Origin of the sequence: Paenibacillus sp. Leaf72 (assembly GCF_001422685.1) — a bacterium.
Lineage (GTDB): Bacteria > Bacillota > Bacilli > Paenibacillales > Paenibacillaceae > Pristimantibacillus.
Genome location: NZ_LMLV01000030.1, coordinates 104641 through 120988 on the forward strand (window position 1 = coordinate 104641; position 16348 = coordinate 120988).

Here is a 16348-nt window from a genome sequence, read left to right on the forward strand (position 1 = left end):
GGCTTTGAAGCAAGGGCTATCATTAGCATAAAATGTTAATTCGGAGGTTTCGCATATGACGGAAATAGCATTATGGCCAGAATCAGCTTATGAAAATGTGGAAGGTGAGCGCCCGTATTTAGTGCCTCATCTTATCAAGTCGGGTAAGCCACTAGCAGCAGTCATCGTGCTTCCAGGCGGCGGTTATCGCTATCGTGCCGATCATGAAGGAGAGCCAATTGCTAAGTGGTTAAATGATTTAGGCTTGCATGCATTTGTTCTTCATTACCGTGTAGCTCCGCATAAGCATCCTATTCCGCTCGGTGACGCGAAGCGCGCCATGCGGATCGTCAGAAGCCAGGCAGCTGAGTTCGGCATTGATCCCGCGCGTATTGGCATACTCGGCTTCTCGGCTGGCGGTCATCTGGCTTCCACAGTCGGCACGCATTTTGATGCCGGAGACAGCAGCAGCTCCGATCCGATCGAACGTGCAAGCAGCCGCCCAGATGCGATGGTTCTGTGTTATCCGGTTATTTCGCTAGGGGAGTTCCGTCACGATGGCTCCTTGGTCCATTTGCTTGGTGATGATGCGCCTGAGGAGCTACGCAGGGAGCTGTCGAACGAGCTGCAAGTTACGGAGCAGACACCGCCGACCTTCCTCTGGCATTGCGCAGATGACGGGGCCGTTCCGGTCCAGAACAGCTTAATGTTTGCAGCAGCGCTTGCTAGCAGCGGCGTTCCTTATGAAATGCACATTTATGAGAGCGGCGGACATGGCATCGGCCTTGCCTATGACCATCCTGAAGCGCATACTTGGAGCTTATGCTGCGGCAACTGGCTGAAAAAACGCGGCTTTACGGAAGATTTAGAGGTTCAGTAACGATAGCTACAATAGCGAACAGCATGAGTACAGCAGCAGGGCGCAGGAGCGAATTATTCATTCAATCTGACGATTGGTCCTAAGGGCTTGCTGGCCTGCTGCTATGGGCTTGGGCATTTGGTGCAGCAGCAGTCACAGGGTCTCCGGGAAAAGCCGGAGGCCTTTTTATAAATATAAGCCATTATAAGCCATTATAAGCGTCACCCTTATAATCGGCTTATGACGATATAGATAGAGAAGCGGAGCTGAGAAGCATGATGCAAATGAGAGGGAAAATCGTACTTGTTACCGGAGCAAATGCGGGCATGGGATTGGCATCAGCTACGGAGCTGGCTAAGGCTGGCGCGGACGTTATTATGGCTTGCCGCAGCCTGGAGCGCGGCGAAGCCGCAAGGCAGCAGGCACTTGCCGCAAGCGGTGCTGCGCATATTGAGCTGATGGCCTGTGATCTTGGAGATTTTGCGAGCATTGCTGCCTTTTGCGAAGCTTTCAAGCAGCGGTACGACCGGCTGGATGTGCTGCTAAACAATGCAGGCGTTGTATCGCTGAAGCGCGAGCTAACCAAGGATGGTTATGAAAGCATGATCGGCGTTAATCATCTGGGCCATTTTTTACTGACGACATCGCTATTGGAGCTGCTGGAGCGATCACCGCAGGGCAGAGTAGTCAATGTATCCTCGGGCGCATATAAAGCGGGGAAAATCCATTTTGAAGACATAAATCTGACTCGAGGCTTTAGTGTAGTAAAGGGTTATGCCCAATCGAAGCTGGCCAATATTTTGTTCACCAAGGAGCTGGCTAGGCGGCTGGCGCATACGAAGGTGACGGTTAATTGCCTGCATCCAGGAGCGGTAGGAACGTCGCTCGGCGTTAACCGCCAGACGGGATTCGGCAAAAGCATGCATGCGCTGCTGCGGCCTTTTTTCTTAACTTCGCTGCAGGGGGCGCAGACGGCGCTGTATTTGGCGAGCTCGGAGGAAGGCGGAGCGGTAAGCGGGCACTATTTTTATAAGCAAAAAAGGGAGGAAGTGTCTGCTAAAGCAATGGATGAGCAGGCTGCCAAGCGGCTTTGGGAATGGAGCGAGCAGCAGCTTGAACACAGAAAGCAAGCGAAATAAAGCGAGCTGGGGGGCGTTATCGTGGGAGGTTGTTTGAATGTTTGAGAAAGCAGCTGTCAAGTCGGCTATCGCGCTGCTTGCGTTGTTTAGCCTCATGCTGGCTGGCTGTACGAAGGATGCGCCGAAGCCTGAGAGAAGCAACCCTGCCATGCTGCAATGGCTGCCAATCATTAAACAGTCGGGCAAGCTGGTTATCGCCACAACCGAAAATTACCCGTTTGAATATACGGATGAAGAGACAGGCGAGTTTATAGGGTACGATGTGGATTTGGCGCAAGCGATTGCAGACGAAATTGGCGTAGACATTGAATGGAAAAAAATGCCCTTTGCTGAGCTGCTTAACGCCTTGCAGCTGGGTAAAGCCGACATGGTAATAGCCAGTATGTATATTACCGAGGAGCGGGAACGCACCGTCGATATGTCGGATAAATATTTGGATTCCGGCATGGCAATCGTCAAGCGGATGAGCGATCATTCGGTACGCTCGCTTAATGATTTGACTGGCAAGACGATTGGTGTAAAAACGCAGGCGACCAGCGAACGGGAAGCAGAAGCGCTTATTGCGCAGGGCAAAGAAATTAAAATACGATCGTATGCTTCGGTAGCGGAATGTATGGAAGCCTTGCGCTCTGGCGAGGTAGATATCGTATTTAACGATTATTTAAAGCAGGTCAGCTACAATCAGCATTATCCCGAGGCACACTTGGAGCTGGTAGGCGGCGCATTTACCCAAGAAGGCTTCGGGATAGCTGTCGTCAAAGGGCAGACCGAGCTGCTTCAGGTCGTCAATCAGGTCATACACAGGCTGCAGGAAAATGGCGATGCGGATGTGCTGTACAGCAAATGGCTGCAATAATGGGAAAAACAAAGGAGGAACACACATGAAACAACCGCAATTTGCTTTTACAGCTATTCGCGTGTTGGCGATTTATTTTTTGGTAGCAGGCATTGGAAGGCTGATGGATGTAGTAGCGCCTATTATGCTGAGCGGCAGCGATGCTCATGTATCGGCGTGGGCGTATTTGTCTCTGGTACTGCCAGGCCTCGTTTATGTGGCGGCAAGCGTTTTTCTATGGTCGAAGGCAGAAGGCCTCGTATTGCGTATTATGCAAGGCCAAGTAGAAGACGCCGCAGAGGCGCTTCCAGCTACTCGATTCGCCAGCGGCGAGCTTTACAAGCTTGCGTTGTCGCTTACAGGCGTCATCCTTATTGTGCTAACCTTGCCTACGCTCGCGTCAACGATCATTCAGCTTCTGCAAGTTAATGAAACGAGCTATACAGTAACGCAGCCGTTTCTTTATTCCAACTGGGCTGTCATAATGGAATGCATAGTGAAGCTGGGGCTAGGATTACTGCTAATCATTAAAACACAGGTTATTTTTGGCTGGGTGGGGCGCACCTTTCAACAGGTTCGGACGAACAACCAATAAACAAATGATCAATAAACGTGTAATCAATAAACGCAGGGGCATAAAAAAGACTGGCGACGCATCGGGCTGTGCAAGAAGGCACCCGATAAGGTCATCGCCAGTCTTTTTGTTTTTTTGCTAAAGTCAGCAGCAATCCAGCAGGTAAAATCCAGCAGGTAAAGTATAGCGGCAAGCGTGTGCAGCTTATGGACGGAATTCGACGTTGAGCTGAATAATTTCGGCGCGGCTGCCGATGCGAAGCGGCGGTCCCCAAGTGCCGAAGCCGGAGGATACGATGGCATGCAGCTGTCCTTTTTTCAAAAAGCCCCAGTCCAGCTCGAACAGCCGTCTTGTGAACAAGTGGTTCGGCATCATTTGACCGCGGTGGGTATGGCCGGACAAGGAAAGATCAATGCCCTGCAGCGAAGCCTGCTCCAGATCGGAGGGCTGATGATCCATCATGATGAGCGGCAGGGTAGTGTCAAGCGCTGCGACGAGCTCCTTCACGGATTGACGGCCTTCCGGGTCTGATCGCTTCGCGGTTAAGTCCTTGCGGCCAATGATGTAAAAGCCGTCGTCAATTTTCACGCTCTCGTCCAGCAGGACGCGTATGCCGACAGCATCCATCTCCGCAATGAAACGGGCAATGTGTCCGCCATAATATTCATGATTGCCAAGCACAGCGTAGACGCCGAGCGGCGCACGCAGACGCTTCATGACCTCGGACATATTTTCATCCAAATAGGGGGCAATATCATCATCGATGACGTCGCCAGGCAGCAAAATCAAATCGGGCTTCATATGCTCCATAGCCTTCGCAAGCCGCGCCAAATGGCGTTTGCCGACGATGGTGCCGAGGTGGATGTCAGAGGCCATGCCGATACGCAGCGATGTGCGTGGTCCCGCTGGCTTGGCAATCGTAATGGAATAAGTGCGCACGACCGGCGACCACGCATTCCAGCTCCCGCGCAGCAAAATGGCCAACATGATAACGGCGACTACGCTGCCTACTGCAAGCAGAGCCGCAGAGGTAGAGATACCGAGCTTTGTCAGCAGCCAATAAATCAGATTTGCTGGAGGAAGCAGCAGCACCGCATATTCCATTACCGCGAGCCAGTAGGAGCCGATGAGCTTGAACACACGCCCTATTTTGCGCAGTGGTGCTACAGGCTGAAGAAGTCTTCCAATGATATAAGAGATAGAAATAATGGCGACAGCGATGGCATAGGGCAGAGGATTGTCCAGAGAAGTCAAGGCCGATAAATAAAGCCATCCATTCCAGCCAATATAAGCGTTAATAGCCACAAAAATAAATAATACTAAAGCGATTGTACCGATCAAACGCGGTTTCAACATTTGCACTCCCCAGTCATTATCATTGTGCATGAGATTAAGTCAGAGCATCTATTATCCTTCATGGTGACAATACTATAGCATAATGGCAATTGTCAGGTAAAATAGAGTCATAGACTAGAGGGAAAAAGGGGGGCTTTAGCGTTGCCTTTAATTATGCAAATTTTATTGTTTATTGCTGCTGGGCTTGCAGAAATCGGCGGCGGCTATTTGGTGTGGCTTTGGCTGCGCGAAGGAAAGCCTTATTGGTACGGCATATTGGGCAGTGTGATCTTGGTGCTGTACGGGATTTTGCCTACGCTGCAATCGTTTCCGACCTTTGGCAGAGTGTATGCGGCATATGGCGGCGTGTTTGTCGCAATGGCGGTGCTTTGGGGGTGGCTCGTAGACAAGCGGACGCCTGATCTTTACGATTGGATTGGCGCTGCCGTATGTCTGGTCGGCGTATCGATTATTTTGTGGGCGCCGCGGGGATAGCTTGCTTAGGCGTCATGCTTGAACTATTTTTGACAACATTAGCATTTGTAAGGATAATATAGCTTTACAAGCTGGACGAATGGGGCGAATGGAAGAGATGAAATCATTAGTGCTCGCGGAAAAGCCAAGCGTGGCAAAGGAAATTGCCCGTGTGCTCGGCTGTACGAACAAAAATAAAAGCTACATAGAAGGCCCGAAATATGTGGTAACCTGGGCACTTGGCCATCTGGTTACCCTCGCAGAGCCGGAGGAATATGATCCGAAATACCGCTCCTGGAATTTGGAGGATTTGCCGCTGCTGCCTCCTAAAATGAACTTGAAGGTGATGAAGGAAACGTCGCATCAGTTCAAGGCGGTTGCGCAGCTGTGCAAGCGTTCTGATATTAGCGAGCTTATTATCGCAACGGATGCCGGGCGTGAGGGCGAGCTGGTTGCCCGCTGGATTATGGAGCTGGTGCATTGGCGCAAGCCGTTTAAACGGCTCTGGATTTCGTCGCAGACGGATAAAGCGATCAAGGATGGCTTTAGCAGGCTGAAGCCGGGAGCGGAATATAACCATTTGTATGCATCCGCGGTATGCCGCGCCGAGGCAGACTGGCTAATTGGACTGAATGTCACTCGTGCCTTGACGACCAAATACAATGCACAGCTGGCGGCAGGACGCGTGCAGACGCCGACGCTCGCTGCGCTGATGGACCGGGAGAAGGAAATTGAGCAGTTCCAGTCCCAGCCGTTTTGGACGGTATCTGCCGATATGGGCACTTTCCAGGCGGTATGGCGCGAGCAGGATGGCCATGATGGACGTGTATGGGGCCGTGATGAAGCAGGAGCGGTCGTCGCCCGCTTGCAGGGAAAGGGCGCGAAGGTCGACAAGCTGCGTACAGTCGAAAAGTCGGAGCCGCATCCGGGCGCCTATGACTTGACGGAGCTGCAGCGCGACGCGAACAAGCGGCTGGGCTTCTCGGCGAAGCAGACGTCGGTTGTGCTGCAGAAGCTGTATGAGCAGCATAAAATCGTCACTTATCCGCGTACCGACTCGCGCTATCTATCGAGCGACATCGTGCCGACGTTCAAAAGCAGGCTGGAAAGCGTGGCGGTCGGCCCTTATGCGCCTTTTGCCCGCAAGCTGCTGCGCGGCCCGCTAACTGTGACGAAGCGATTCGTTGATGACAGCAAGGTGAGCGATCACCATGCGATTATTCCAACGGAGCAATACGTTAATTTGTCTGCGTTAAGCGCGGAGGAGCGCAAGCTGTATGATCTGATCGTCCGCCGTTTTCTAGCCTTGTTCTCGCCAGCGTACCGCTATGATGAGACGAGCGTTACGCTGGCGGTTGGCAGCGATAAGCTGTACGCCAAAGGCCGGGTGCAGAAGGAAAGCGGCTGGAAAGAGCTTTACAGCGGAGCTGGCAGCGGAAGCTTTAGCGACGATGACGATGAAGACGACGATAAAGCACGCAGCGAGGCGGATCGCCAGCCGGAGCAGCTGCTGCCGGCCATGAGCATGGGGCAGACGCTGCCGATTAAGCAAGCCCGCTTCAAGGAATTGCGGACGCTGCCGCCTGCAAGATATACGGAAGCATCGCTGCTTGGCCGAATGGAGAAGCATAGCTTGGGCACGCCAGCGACGCGCGCGGATATTATTGAGAAGCTGCTCGGAACCGACACGATTGAGCGTCGGGGCAATCAGCTGTCGCCAACGGGAAAAGGCAGGCAGCTGATCGAAATTGTCGTCGAGGAACTTCGCCGGCCGGAGCTGACGGCTGAGTGGGAGCGGGAGCTGGAGCGGATTGCGCTTGGCAAGGGCAATCCAGCAAAATTTATGGCGGGCATTCGCGAGCAGGCGAGCAAATGGGTGGCAGAGGTGAAAAATGAGACAAAGGAATACAAGCCTCATAATCTGACGCATTCGCGCTGCCCGGAATGCAGCAAGCACTTGATGGAAGTGAAGGGCAAGCGCGGCAAGTCGCTTGTATGTCCAGATCGGGAATGCGGCTATCGCCGCTCGGCTGAGCCGGCGCTGTCGAACAAGCGCTGCCCGCAATGCCGCAAGAAGATGGAAATTCATGACGGCAAAGCCGGAAAATACGCACAGTGCCGACCATGCAACGTCATTGAAATGCTGGGCGATAAACAGGGCGGCCGGATTAATAAGCATCAGGAGAAAAAACTGATCAATCAATTCAGCGATAATGTGTCGCTCTCGAACAGCTTGGCGGATGCCCTCAAGGCAGCTATGAGCAAGCAGGAAGACGACAAGTAAGGAATCAAGCAAGTTAGCGAGCAAGCTAATAAACAAGATAGCCAGCAAATAAGTATGGGGATAACCCCAAAAAGCTTCGGCCTGCGATAAAAAAGCAGGCTGGAAGCTTTTTTCTTATAAATAGGCTTGACTAGTGTTATCGTTGGCTTTAGCGTTATAGGGGCATAGGGAATATAATCGTTTTCGTAAGCGTTTTCTTTGAGAAAGAACGCGGTTGTGAAGCAACTATTTTGGCAGTGGCAGGAGGAACGTTCATGTGGAAAGCGGATCAGCTATTAAATCGGCTTTATGAGGAAGCGCTTGATGCGCATCGTGAAGCGGCGGAAGCAGAGAGCAGGGAAGGCAGAAGGCTGCAATTAAAGAGAGAGCTTGCATCAGCGATAGGTTCTTTTGAATCAAACTCTGGGCATGAGCCTGTCGTGCTCGAACGGGTCCAATGCGATGGATATACGAGGGAACGGGTGGAGCTATCCGCTACACCGGGGCTGTCCTTCGCAGCGTATGTGCTCATTCCAGACGGCGCAAAGAGCGGGCAGCTGCCCGGTGTATTGGCGGTGCATGGGCATGGTTATGGCAGCAGGGAAATCGTCGGTTTGCTTCCGGACGGGACGGAAGACCATGGAGAGCCTAACATTCATCAGCATTTTGCCGTCCAACTGGTAAAGCGAGGCATGGTTGTTATTGCGCCCGATGTCGTCGGCTTTGGTGAACGGAGGCTGGATGCGGATTTGCAGGAAAATTCCGACGCCCCAAGCTCCTGCTATAGATTGTCTACCCAGCTCATGATGCTGGGCAAAACGCTAACGGGCCTTCGGACGGCCGAAGTGTTGGAAGCGCTTAACCATTTGGCGGGCAGGCCAGAGGTAGATGCAGCCCGCATAGGGGCGATGGGTTTTTCCGGCGGAGCACTTATCTCATATGTAGCCGCAGCGCTGGATGAACGAATAAAGGCCGTTGTTTTGACTGGCTTTACGAATACGTTTAAGGAAAGCATATTTGCGGTGCATCACTGTATCGACAATTATACGCCAGGCCTGCTGGCCTACGCCGAGCTTCCCGAGCTGATCGGGCTAATTGCGCCGCGTCCACTGTTTCTGGAATCTGGGCAAAACGATCCGATTTTCCCGGTTGAGGGCTTTAAAAAAGCGGCAGCAGAGCTTCAGGCCATTTATGAACGCGAAGGCGTGCCGGGGCAGCTGCAATCCGATATTTTCCCGGGTGTCCATGAAATTAGCGGGCGGGTTTCCTATAATTGGCTGCGTGAAACGCTATCCATGTAGGGGAGGGTGAAAGGGTAATATAGGCAAAGTATAAGCGAAAAATGCTATCCTACCCATCAAAATAGACCATTTAGAAAGAACAAAGAGGCTGCCGCCGGGCTGCCTCTTTGTTCTTTCCGCCAGCCAGTGAATAGCGGCAGCATGCCTACACGCCTACACGCCTACATGCGTAAAGCCGCCCTGCGAAGGATGGACAATACCATCGACATTGTCCTTAATAGGGACGGTAAAATTGCTTTAGGTAAGAGGAGGGAGATTCGCCGTACATTTTTTTGAAAACTCTGCTGAAATAAAATGGATTTTGATACCCGAGCCGATCGCTAATATCAGAAATGTTTAAGGAACTGCTGCGCATTAACGCTACGGCGTGCTGGAGCCTTAGTCTGGTATGCGCCTCAATGATGGTTTGTCCGGTTACGCGCTTGAATGTAGCGGAAAGATAGCTGTAATTCAAGTTTAAGGCAGCTGCCAAATGACTGGCTGAAAAAGGCTCGCAGCTATGCGACCCCAGAAAAGCGATAATCCGCTCGGAAATTTCCTCAGCCCCTGTGCTTTTTCTTTCCAGGGTAGACGCTTGGTGAAGATCCAGAAGCAGCTCGTATACGCTGAGGCTAGTTCTCGTCATTTGATGAGATCGCACCTTCTGGGGCATCTTCATCAGCGCGTTCAAACGGTTTTCCATGCCCGGAAAGGCAGTGCCATGCTTTGGCAAGGTGAGCCTATATCGATAATGATCGGGATAATAAAGGGCCAGCTCCGGCAGCGGGGCCTTTTCTTTATAAGGGGTATTTTCATGATCCTCACTATTTTCCATATTGAAATGAATCCAATACCACTGCGTACCCGCAGCCGTTTCATGCCGTCCCCAATGATGAAGCCCTTTTTTCAAAAATAAATATTGCTTGGCCTGGATCAAGAAGGGCACTCCTTCTTCCTCCACCTGCATGCTGCCGCTTGCAACGTACAAAAAAACATGATAATCCAGCGTGCGATCGGGATGTGTATATAGCTCCTCTGTCTGGTTCCAGCCAATGTCCCGCACTAATGGAAAACGGTCGGCCGTTAAAGTAAGGTGGGCATCCATAGAAGCCTCCATATGTTCGATATATTTGATTGGCACAAAAAAAGGATAGGTTTTGCTAATCGATGTGCATGTACGCCTTTTATTATATCGTTTTAGACTAAGGAGGAAAAACAAATATTGTGCTGGAAGGGTGCAGACGATGAATAAGAGGAACTTATCTGCCAAGCATGCGCTGAGCGAATTTGCCGCTGGCAAAGTGAAGCTATCTCCGGGGCCGCTTAAAGCCCGCTTTGAGCTGAACAAGAAATATATAATGATCCTCACGGATGAGAATCTGCTCCGCAATTTTTATTTGGAAGCCGGGCTGTGGAGCTATAGCGGGAATGGGGGTACAACGAGCGCGACTACGACGAGCAGCGATGGCCCTGAGCATTGGCATTGGGGCTGGGAATCGCCAACCTGCGAGCTGCGCGGACATATGATGGGGCACTGGCTGTCTGCAGCTGCCCGGATCTACTCGCAGACGGGAGATGCTCAGGTGAGAGCGAAAGCCGATTTTATTGTAGCGGAGCTTGAAAGATGCCAGCAGGCGAATGAAGGACAGTGGCTGGCCGCTTTTCCCCAAACGTATATGAATCGCATGGCACAAGGAAGATTTGTGTGGGCGCCGCATTATACCATTCACAAGCTGCTTATGGGATTGCACGAGATGTACGTGTTGACTGGCAATCAGAAGGCATTGACCATTATGAATGGCTTGGCGGCATGGTTCCACAAATGGACGGCACGCTTTTCCGAGCAGGAAATGGACGAGCTGCTTGATTTGGAGACGGGCGGCATGCTGGAAGCATGGGCTGATCTGTATGGCATTACTCGTGATCCGAAGCATCTGGCGCTCATTAAAAAATATGACCGGCGGCGATTTTTCGATGCGCTGCTTGAAGGGCAGGACGTGCTGACGAACAAGCATGCCAACACGCAAATTCCTGAAATATTGGGTGCTGCGCGGGCATGGGAGGTAACGGGCGAGGCAAGATATCGCAAAATAGTTGAAGCCTTCTGGAAAAACGCGGTAACGGATAGAGGATATGTAGCAACGGGTGCGGGTGATAATGGCGAGCTGTGGATGCCTGCTGGAGACATGGGGGCAAGGCTTGGCGTCGGTCAAGAGCATTGCTGCAATTACAATATGATGCGGCTGGCCCATACGCTGCTGCGCTGGACCGGTGAGGCAGCGTATGCCGATTATTGGGAACGGCGTTTTGTAAATGGTGTTCTGGCGCACCAGCATGGCGATACTGGCATGGTTTCCTATTTTCTTGGCATGGGAGCGGGCAGCCAAAAGGCGTGGGGATCACCAACTCAGCATTTCTGGTGCTGCCACGGGACGCTGGTGCAGGCCAATGCTGCCTACGCTTCGCAAATTTTTCTGGCAGACCAGGAGGGGATATCGGTATGCCAGTGGCTTTCATCGGAGCTGGTCTATGAATGGGAGGGCTGTGCCATTCGTCTTCAGCTTGAGCAAGATGGTCAATATGGGGACTATCCGCTGAATAATTGGTCGGTTACGGGGATGGAGGCTATTACAAAAGTAAATACCCCGCCGCTGCCCATCCATCGTCCGAATGCCATGAAGTATAAGCTGACTATCCGCACGGAGCAGCCCATCGCCTTCGCGCTTAAGCTGCGTATGCCATGGTGGCTGGGCGGGCAAGCGAGCATTTCTATTAATGGGCGCCCAGCAGAAGCGGACTTATATGCGCCTTCCTCCTTCGTTAAGCTGGCCCGCCAGTGGGAGGATGGAGATATCATCACGGTAGAGCTGCCGAAGGAGCTGAAGGCTGAGCCGCTTCCGGGCGACGATGGAAAAGTTGCTTTTCTCGATGGTCCTGTCGTCCTTGCAGGCTTGACAGCGGAGGAGCGCCATCTTGCTGGTGATCCAGCCCATCCGGCTGCGCTGCTGACGCCTGACCGCGAGCGCAATCACAGCTGGTGGAATAGCGGCTATTACCGGACGGCAGGCATCGACCGCGGTTTTCGGTTCATCCCGCTGTACGAGGTTAAGGAAGAGGCGTATACGGTTTATTTTTCAATTAAGCCAAACTAAATAAAGGTCTAGCTGGCATTCGCAGCCTTTACAAGAGGGGCTTCTTACCTGCGTCAATCATCCAAGAGACAGACGTCTTGCCGACATATGCTATGGAGGAGGAAGCAGGAAAGGAGCTGGTAGTTTTTGAGCGAACATCAGGGCAGGCAGTTGGCGAGCAAGTGGGCGAAGACGGCCGTATTATTGTCACACGCGGGTATTGCCCCGCATATTCCCCCTACCAGACGGTATACTGGGGAAAACTTGAGGAGCATGCTGCAAACGCATCGAATGGTTGTCATCAAGCCGGTTTGCGGAGCAGGCGGGCACGGGGTTATTAAGGTGACGCAGGATGGAAGCGCAAGCTATTCTTACACCTACTATGCAAAGAAAAAGCAATTCAGCAGCTTTAATGCTCTGAAGAGCGCGCTTGATAAACAACGCAAGGGAAGGGCTTATATTATACAAAAAGGCATCCTTCTTGCGTCCGTCGGCAGCAGGCCGATCGATTACCGCGTGAAATATGTAAAGACCGATAGAGGCTGGGTTTATCGCTCCATGGTAGGAAGAATTGCTAGAGAGGGCTTATTCGTAACGAACCTCTGTCGAGGCGGAACGATGGTTAGCGCGGCAGAAGGCATCAGGCGCTCGATTTCCGGTACAGTCGTTCGGGCAAAAAAATCGAAGATGAGAGAATTGACGGTGCAGGCGACACAGCTGCTGGAAAGCCGGTTTCCGGGCATTGGACAGCTGGGCTTCGATTATGGCATCGACAAGAGCGGGAAGATATGGATTTTCGAGGTGAATACGCGGCCGCAATAAACCCGAAAGGGTTTATTTTTTTGCTTCCTAACTGAATTTCCATAAGAGGGAAAATTAACTAATGGCATTAAACGATAAGATTGATAGATTAAGAGATTGTAATTAAAGTTTTTTATGGAAATGGTAAAATTTGAGACTGTGTATAACCGTATCCACAATGTACACAGCGCGAATCCTCAAGATTCGACGTTTATACACACGCCATGCACACCCTGTCCACAAGCAGTTGTGTATAACCAGAACGGTTGTTCTATCGTTTATACCCGTGATAATATGGTGAAGCATTAGAAAAGCCAAGAAAGGAAGTGCCGATTATGGAGCTTATGTCCGACGATTTTCTTAAGGACACCTACTATGCGGCGGTCCAGTCTAAGCTAGATCAGGAATTTATTCAAATGCTGCTTTATGAAATGAAGCGAAGGCAATTGACAGACGAGGATGTGCGCATTACAGCCTGAGACGTTATTCCTGCCATTCACTTATGCACACTTCTATCGTATGCGCGCAGCTTGGGCACAGTGCCGTATGTAAACAACTTGCATCGCCTATCTGATTGCGAGCGGAACCGGAGATGGATACAGGCTCGTATGGAGCATAAGGATCACTCCATTCCAGCGTACGCCCGCAATCGTTCATCGCTTCATTGCACTTGTCACAATTTACTTCCACTCTCTTGATGCCATTGCAGACTGGACAAAACATAAGGGTATCCTCCTTGGCATGCACCGCTTAATGCTATGCATCGCTCCAAGGTAGAATACCCTTATTTGTGTGTATTTACTTCCTTGCATGTATGGAAGGCTGCGAGCGTCTCCGGCTTACAGCTTCATATTGCTGCTGTGGCCCGGGGAAAGCTTCGCTTCCGGATCTACATATACTTTAGCATTATTAATCGCTGTTGGAGCTTCTCCAAACCCGACAGCAATCAGCTTGAGCTTGCCTGGGTAAGTCGTAATATCGCCTGCGGCGAACAATCCAGGAATATTCGTCTCCATGCGCGTATCCACAACGATGGAGCCGCCCTGAATCTCAATGCCCCATTCGGCAATTGGGCCAAGGGAGGAAACGAAGCCGAAGTTGACAATAACGGCGTCGACATTAAGCTCTGTCGTTTCTTTCGTTTTCACATGGGCAAGCGTTACTTTCTCGATTTGGTCCTCGCCATGCAGCGCGGTAATTTCCATCGGAGTCAGCACATTGACCTTGGAATTCATCAGGTTCTCCACACTGTGCTCATGCGCGCGGAACTTGTCTCTGCGATGAATGAGCGTCACGCTCTTTGCAATCGGCTCCAGCATAAGCGACCAGTCAACCGCGGAGTCGCCGCCACCGCTGATCAGGACGTTCTGGTCTTTAAAGCGCTGCAGATCGCCGACAAAATAATGCAGATTTTTCTTCTCGTAAGCGGCAGCCTCTGGAAGCTCCAGACGACGCGGCTCAAACGCGCCTACGCCAGCTGTAATAATAACGGCCTTCGCATAATGGGTTTCTGTATCAGTCGTAATTTCAAACAGGCGCTCATCTTTTTTGACGACCTGTGTAACTTTTTGCTCTAGGCAAATCTCAGGCTTGAAATGGTTGAGCTGCTCCACAAGGCGGTCAACAAGCTCTTGCGCCGTAACTTTCGGAAAGCCTGCAACGTCATAAATATATTTCTCTGGATAAAGAGCAGCCAGTTGTCCTCCAAGTTGGGGCATGCTTTCAATAAGCTTAACGGATGCTTGGCGCATGCCGCCGTAAAAAGCAGCGAACAGGCCAGCGGGACCGCCGCCAATAATTGCGATATCGACAATGTTTTCAGGTAGTTCAGTTTGAGACAACGTAGGCACCTCCATATATTTGTATCTATCCTTATTATTATAAACTTACGGAGACAAAGAAGGAAATAACTAATTTGTATGCCCTTCTAAACTTTTTCGTATAAAATGCCATTGAACTTTTGTTTAAAACTCTGTAGTATGTCTGTTGTATGTTAAGGTTGGTACAGCTGGAAATTGGCGAATTAAAGGGAGACTAAGTTGCACATTTAATCCTCGTAGATCATAAATGTAGAAAGAGGTTTGTGTAATTTTTCACAATATAATTAAACGCATAGGAATGGAAGGGATCATACGATGAGCAACATACCTAAGATTGTTATTCTGGGTGCGGGATACGGCGGAGTGCTGACGGCGTTGCGTTTGCAGAAGGAGCTTAACTACAACGAAGCAGATGTTACATTGGTAAACAAGCATGACTATCATTACATTACTACACATTTGCATATGCCGGCGGCAGGAACCGATAATCCTGAAAATGCCCGTGTCAGCATCTCGAAGCTGATTGATGAATTTAAAATTGATTTTGTGAAATCGACTGTTGTACAAATTCGCCCGCAGGACAAAAAGGTCATTTTGGAAGACGGTACGCTGTCTTACGATTATTTGGTTGTGGGGCTGGGCGGAGAGCCTGAAACGTTCGGCATTCCTGGTCTTGGCGAGCATGCGATGAACATTCGCAGCATTAACTCGGTCCGCCTTATCCGCGAGCATATTGAATATCAATTTGCCCGCTTCAAGCGCGAGCCGCATCGCACCGATTATTTGACGTTTATTGTTGGCGGAGCAGGCTTTACCGGCATTGAGTTCGTCGGCGAGCTGTCCGACCGCATTCCTGAGCTGTGCAAGCAGTTCGATGTGGACCCGGCGCTTGTGAAAATCTACAATATTGAAGCGGCTCCGACGGCGCTGCCAGGCTTTGATCCAGAGCTTGTCGAATATGCAATGAATGTGCTGACGAAGAAAAACGTCACGTTCCGAATTGGCACAGCTATTAAAGAGTGCACGGCAGAAGGCGTCGTTGTTGGCGAAGGGGAAGAGATCAAGTCGGCAACGGTTATTTGGACGGGCGGCATCCGCGGCAATCGCTTGATTGAGGATGCAGGCTTTGAAACGATGCGCGGACGCGTGAAAATCGACGACCAGCTGCGCGCGCCAGGCCATGAGAATATTTACATTTTGGGTGACAACTCGCTCATGTTTAATCCGGAAGGCCGTCCATATCCGCCAACTGCGCAAATTGCGATGCAGCAGGGCGTCGTGTGCGCACATAATTTGGTTGCTTCGATTCGCAACCAGCCGCTTAAAGCATTCGCGTTCAGCAATAAAGGTACAGTAGCGTCCCTTGGCAAAGGCGAAGCGATCGGCCTTGCTTTTGGCAAAAAATATAAAGGCCGGGTAGCGGCATGGCTGAAGAAAATGATCGACCTGCGCTATCTGTTCATTATCGGCGGCATTCCGCTCGTTCTGCGCAAAGGGAAGTTTTTCTAATGCGTCACTGCAGCGTGCAGGTTCGGGGGTTGCTGACGCGGGATGAGCTGGATCGCTATAATGCTCTAATGGAAGTAGGCTCGTTTCTAGAGTCGCAAAATCGGTATGATCTGGCTTATCCGGTACAAAAGGAAGTCGACCTGCTCATCCAGCCGGCCATTGAACGGTTGAAGGATAAGGGCCGCGAGCGCGATCGTGCGACGCAGGAGTATTTGGAAGCGAAGCGCCTAGGCCTTGATGAAGAGGATGACGAGGAAGAAGATTAGGCGAAGCGAATAAACAAACAACCGCCCCGGCACAGTGACGAGCATTCGTCAGCGTGCCGGGGCGGTTATGCATTATTTTCAGA

At 51.2% G+C, this 16348-nt stretch carries 16 protein-coding genes; 12 read left to right on the forward strand and 4 right to left on the reverse strand.

Going from position 1 to position 16348, the window contains the following annotated elements:
- Nucleotides 1–55: 55 nt before the first annotated feature.
- The 4 genes from ASF12_RS21730 to ASF12_RS21745 all read left to right on the forward strand — a co-directional run bounded on the left by ASF12_RS21730 (nucleotide 56) and on the right by ASF12_RS21745 (nucleotide 3407).
- Nucleotides 56–859, forward strand: a complete 804-nt coding sequence (locus tag ASF12_RS21730; RefSeq protein WP_056039418.1) for an alpha/beta hydrolase — start codon at nucleotides 56–58, stop codon at nucleotides 857–859.
- Between the two features lie 254 nt (nucleotides 860–1113).
- Nucleotides 1114–1977 carry an SDR family oxidoreductase gene (locus ASF12_RS21735; protein ID WP_235533244.1) on the forward strand — a complete coding sequence of 288 codons (864 nt, stop codon included), beginning with the start codon at nucleotides 1114–1116 and terminating at the stop codon, nucleotides 1975–1977.
- Between the two features lie 37 nt (nucleotides 1978–2014).
- Nucleotides 2015–2833: a substrate-binding periplasmic protein gene (locus tag ASF12_RS21740; protein ID WP_056039422.1), complete on the forward strand. Its 819-nt coding sequence runs from the start codon at nucleotides 2015–2017 to the stop codon at nucleotides 2831–2833.
- A 25-nt stretch (nucleotides 2834–2858) separates the two neighbouring features.
- Nucleotides 2859–3407, forward strand: a complete 549-nt coding sequence (locus ASF12_RS21745) for a hypothetical protein (RefSeq protein WP_056039425.1) — start codon at nucleotides 2859–2861, stop codon at nucleotides 3405–3407.
- A gap of 183 nt (nucleotides 3408–3590) precedes the next feature.
- Here the strand turns inward: ASF12_RS21745 and ASF12_RS21750 are convergent, their stop codons facing one another.
- Nucleotides 3591–4742, reverse strand: coding sequence for a metallophosphoesterase (locus tag ASF12_RS21750; protein WP_327204935.1), 1152 nt, complete (start codon nucleotides 4740–4742; stop codon nucleotides 3591–3593).
- A gap of 153 nt (nucleotides 4743–4895) precedes the next feature.
- On the opposite strand from ASF12_RS21750, the gene ASF12_RS21755 reads away from it, so the two are divergent.
- The 3 genes from ASF12_RS21755 (at nucleotide 4896) to ASF12_RS21765 (ending at nucleotide 8759) form a co-directional block, all read left to right on the forward strand.
- Nucleotides 4896–5216, forward strand: a complete 321-nt coding sequence (locus tag ASF12_RS21755; RefSeq protein ID WP_056040103.1) for a YnfA family protein — start codon at nucleotides 4896–4898, stop codon at nucleotides 5214–5216.
- Nucleotides 5217–5313: 97 nt separating this feature from the next.
- Nucleotides 5314–7479 carry a DNA topoisomerase III gene (locus tag ASF12_RS21760; protein ID WP_056039427.1) on the forward strand — a complete coding sequence of 722 codons (2166 nt, stop codon included), beginning with the start codon at nucleotides 5314–5316 and terminating at the stop codon, nucleotides 7477–7479.
- A 254-nt stretch (nucleotides 7480–7733) separates the two neighbouring features.
- Nucleotides 7734–8759, forward strand: a complete 1026-nt coding sequence (locus ASF12_RS21765) for a dienelactone hydrolase family protein (protein ID WP_056039429.1) — start codon at nucleotides 7734–7736, stop codon at nucleotides 8757–8759.
- A 214-nt stretch (nucleotides 8760–8973) separates the two neighbouring features.
- Here the strand turns inward: ASF12_RS21765 and ASF12_RS21770 are convergent, their stop codons facing one another.
- Nucleotides 8974–9843 (reverse strand): AraC family transcriptional regulator, encoded by an 870-nt coding sequence (locus ASF12_RS21770; RefSeq protein ID WP_056039431.1) that lies wholly within the window; start codon nucleotides 9841–9843, stop codon nucleotides 8974–8976.
- A gap of 139 nt (nucleotides 9844–9982) precedes the next feature.
- Between ASF12_RS21770 and ASF12_RS21775 the strand changes: the two genes are divergently transcribed.
- The 3 genes from ASF12_RS21775 to sda all read left to right on the forward strand — a co-directional run bounded on the left by ASF12_RS21775 (nucleotide 9983) and on the right by sda (nucleotide 13149).
- Nucleotides 9983–11890 carry a beta-L-arabinofuranosidase domain-containing protein gene (locus ASF12_RS21775; RefSeq protein WP_235533245.1) on the forward strand — a complete coding sequence of 636 codons (1908 nt, stop codon included), beginning with the start codon at nucleotides 9983–9985 and terminating at the stop codon, nucleotides 11888–11890.
- 126 nt (nucleotides 11891–12016) lie between these two features.
- A complete protein-coding gene (locus ASF12_RS21780) occupies nucleotides 12017–12691 on the forward strand; it encodes a YheC/YheD family protein (protein ID WP_056039434.1) in 675 nt (224 codons plus the stop codon).
- A 314-nt stretch (nucleotides 12692–13005) separates the two neighbouring features.
- Nucleotides 13006–13149: a sporulation histidine kinase inhibitor Sda gene (gene sda / locus ASF12_RS21785; protein WP_056039437.1), complete on the forward strand. Its 144-nt coding sequence runs from the start codon at nucleotides 13006–13008 to the stop codon at nucleotides 13147–13149.
- Between the two features lie 4 nt (nucleotides 13150–13153).
- On the opposite strand, the gene ASF12_RS34665 is transcribed toward sda, so the two are convergent.
- Nucleotides 13154–13393, reverse strand: coding sequence for a hypothetical protein (locus ASF12_RS34665; RefSeq protein WP_150131491.1), 240 nt, complete (start codon nucleotides 13391–13393; stop codon nucleotides 13154–13156).
- A gap of 116 nt (nucleotides 13394–13509) precedes the next feature.
- Nucleotides 13510–14511 (reverse strand): NAD(P)/FAD-dependent oxidoreductase, encoded by a 1002-nt coding sequence (locus tag ASF12_RS21790; protein WP_056039440.1) that lies wholly within the window; start codon nucleotides 14509–14511, stop codon nucleotides 13510–13512.
- Between the two features lie 294 nt (nucleotides 14512–14805).
- Between ASF12_RS21790 and ASF12_RS21795 the strand changes: the two genes are divergently transcribed.
- Both ASF12_RS21795 and ASF12_RS21800 read left to right on the forward strand, forming a co-directional pair.
- Entirely contained in the window at nucleotides 14806–15999 is a 1194-nt protein-coding gene (locus ASF12_RS21795) for an NAD(P)/FAD-dependent oxidoreductase (RefSeq protein WP_056039442.1), read from the forward strand.
- Complete coding sequence (locus tag ASF12_RS21800; RefSeq protein WP_056039445.1) at nucleotides 15999–16265, forward strand: hypothetical protein; 267 nt, start codon at nucleotides 15999–16001, stop codon at nucleotides 16263–16265. Before ASF12_RS21795 ends, ASF12_RS21800 begins: the two co-directional genes overlap by 1 nt.
- The last annotated feature ends 83 nt before the right edge of the window (nucleotides 16266–16348 follow it).

Excerpts from the sequence above, each read along its gene's own strand:
- ASF12_RS21750 (WP_327204935.1), bottom strand. The coding sequence starts at position 4,742 with ATGTTGAAACCGCGTTTGATCGGTACAATCGCTTTAGTATTATTTATT.
- ASF12_RS21795 (WP_056039442.1), top strand. The coding sequence starts at position 14,806 with ATGAGCAACATACCTAAGATTGTTATTCTGGGTGCGGGATACGGCGGA.
- ASF12_RS21740 (WP_056039422.1), top strand. The coding sequence starts at position 2,015 with ATGTTTGAGAAAGCAGCTGTCAAGTCGGCTATCGCGCTGCTTGCGTTG.
- ASF12_RS21755 (WP_056040103.1), top strand. The coding sequence starts at position 4,896 with ATGCAAATTTTATTGTTTATTGCTGCTGGGCTTGCAGAAATCGGCGGC.
- ASF12_RS21730 (WP_056039418.1), top strand. The coding sequence starts at position 56 with ATGACGGAAATAGCATTATGGCCAGAATCAGCTTATGAAAATGTGGAA.
- ASF12_RS21760 (WP_056039427.1), top strand. The coding sequence starts at position 5,314 with ATGAAATCATTAGTGCTCGCGGAAAAGCCAAGCGTGGCAAAGGAAATT.
- ASF12_RS21765 (WP_056039429.1), top strand. The coding sequence starts at position 7,734 with ATGTGGAAAGCGGATCAGCTATTAAATCGGCTTTATGAGGAAGCGCTT.
- ASF12_RS21770 (WP_056039431.1), bottom strand. The coding sequence starts at position 9,843 with ATGGATGCCCACCTTACTTTAACGGCCGACCGTTTTCCATTAGTGCGG.
- ASF12_RS21745 (WP_056039425.1), top strand. The coding sequence starts at position 2,859 with ATGAAACAACCGCAATTTGCTTTTACAGCTATTCGCGTGTTGGCGATT.
- ASF12_RS21775 (WP_235533245.1), top strand. The coding sequence starts at position 9,983 with ATGAATAAGAGGAACTTATCTGCCAAGCATGCGCTGAGCGAATTTGCC.
- ASF12_RS21800 (WP_056039445.1), top strand. The coding sequence starts at position 15,999 with ATGCGTCACTGCAGCGTGCAGGTTCGGGGGTTGCTGACGCGGGATGAG.
- ASF12_RS34665 (WP_150131491.1), bottom strand. The coding sequence starts at position 13,393 with ATGTTTTGTCCAGTCTGCAATGGCATCAAGAGAGTGGAAGTAAATTGT.
- ASF12_RS21735 (WP_235533244.1), top strand. The coding sequence starts at position 1,114 with ATGATGCAAATGAGAGGGAAAATCGTACTTGTTACCGGAGCAAATGCG.
- sda (WP_056039437.1), top strand. The coding sequence starts at position 13,006 with ATGGAGCTTATGTCCGACGATTTTCTTAAGGACACCTACTATGCGGCG.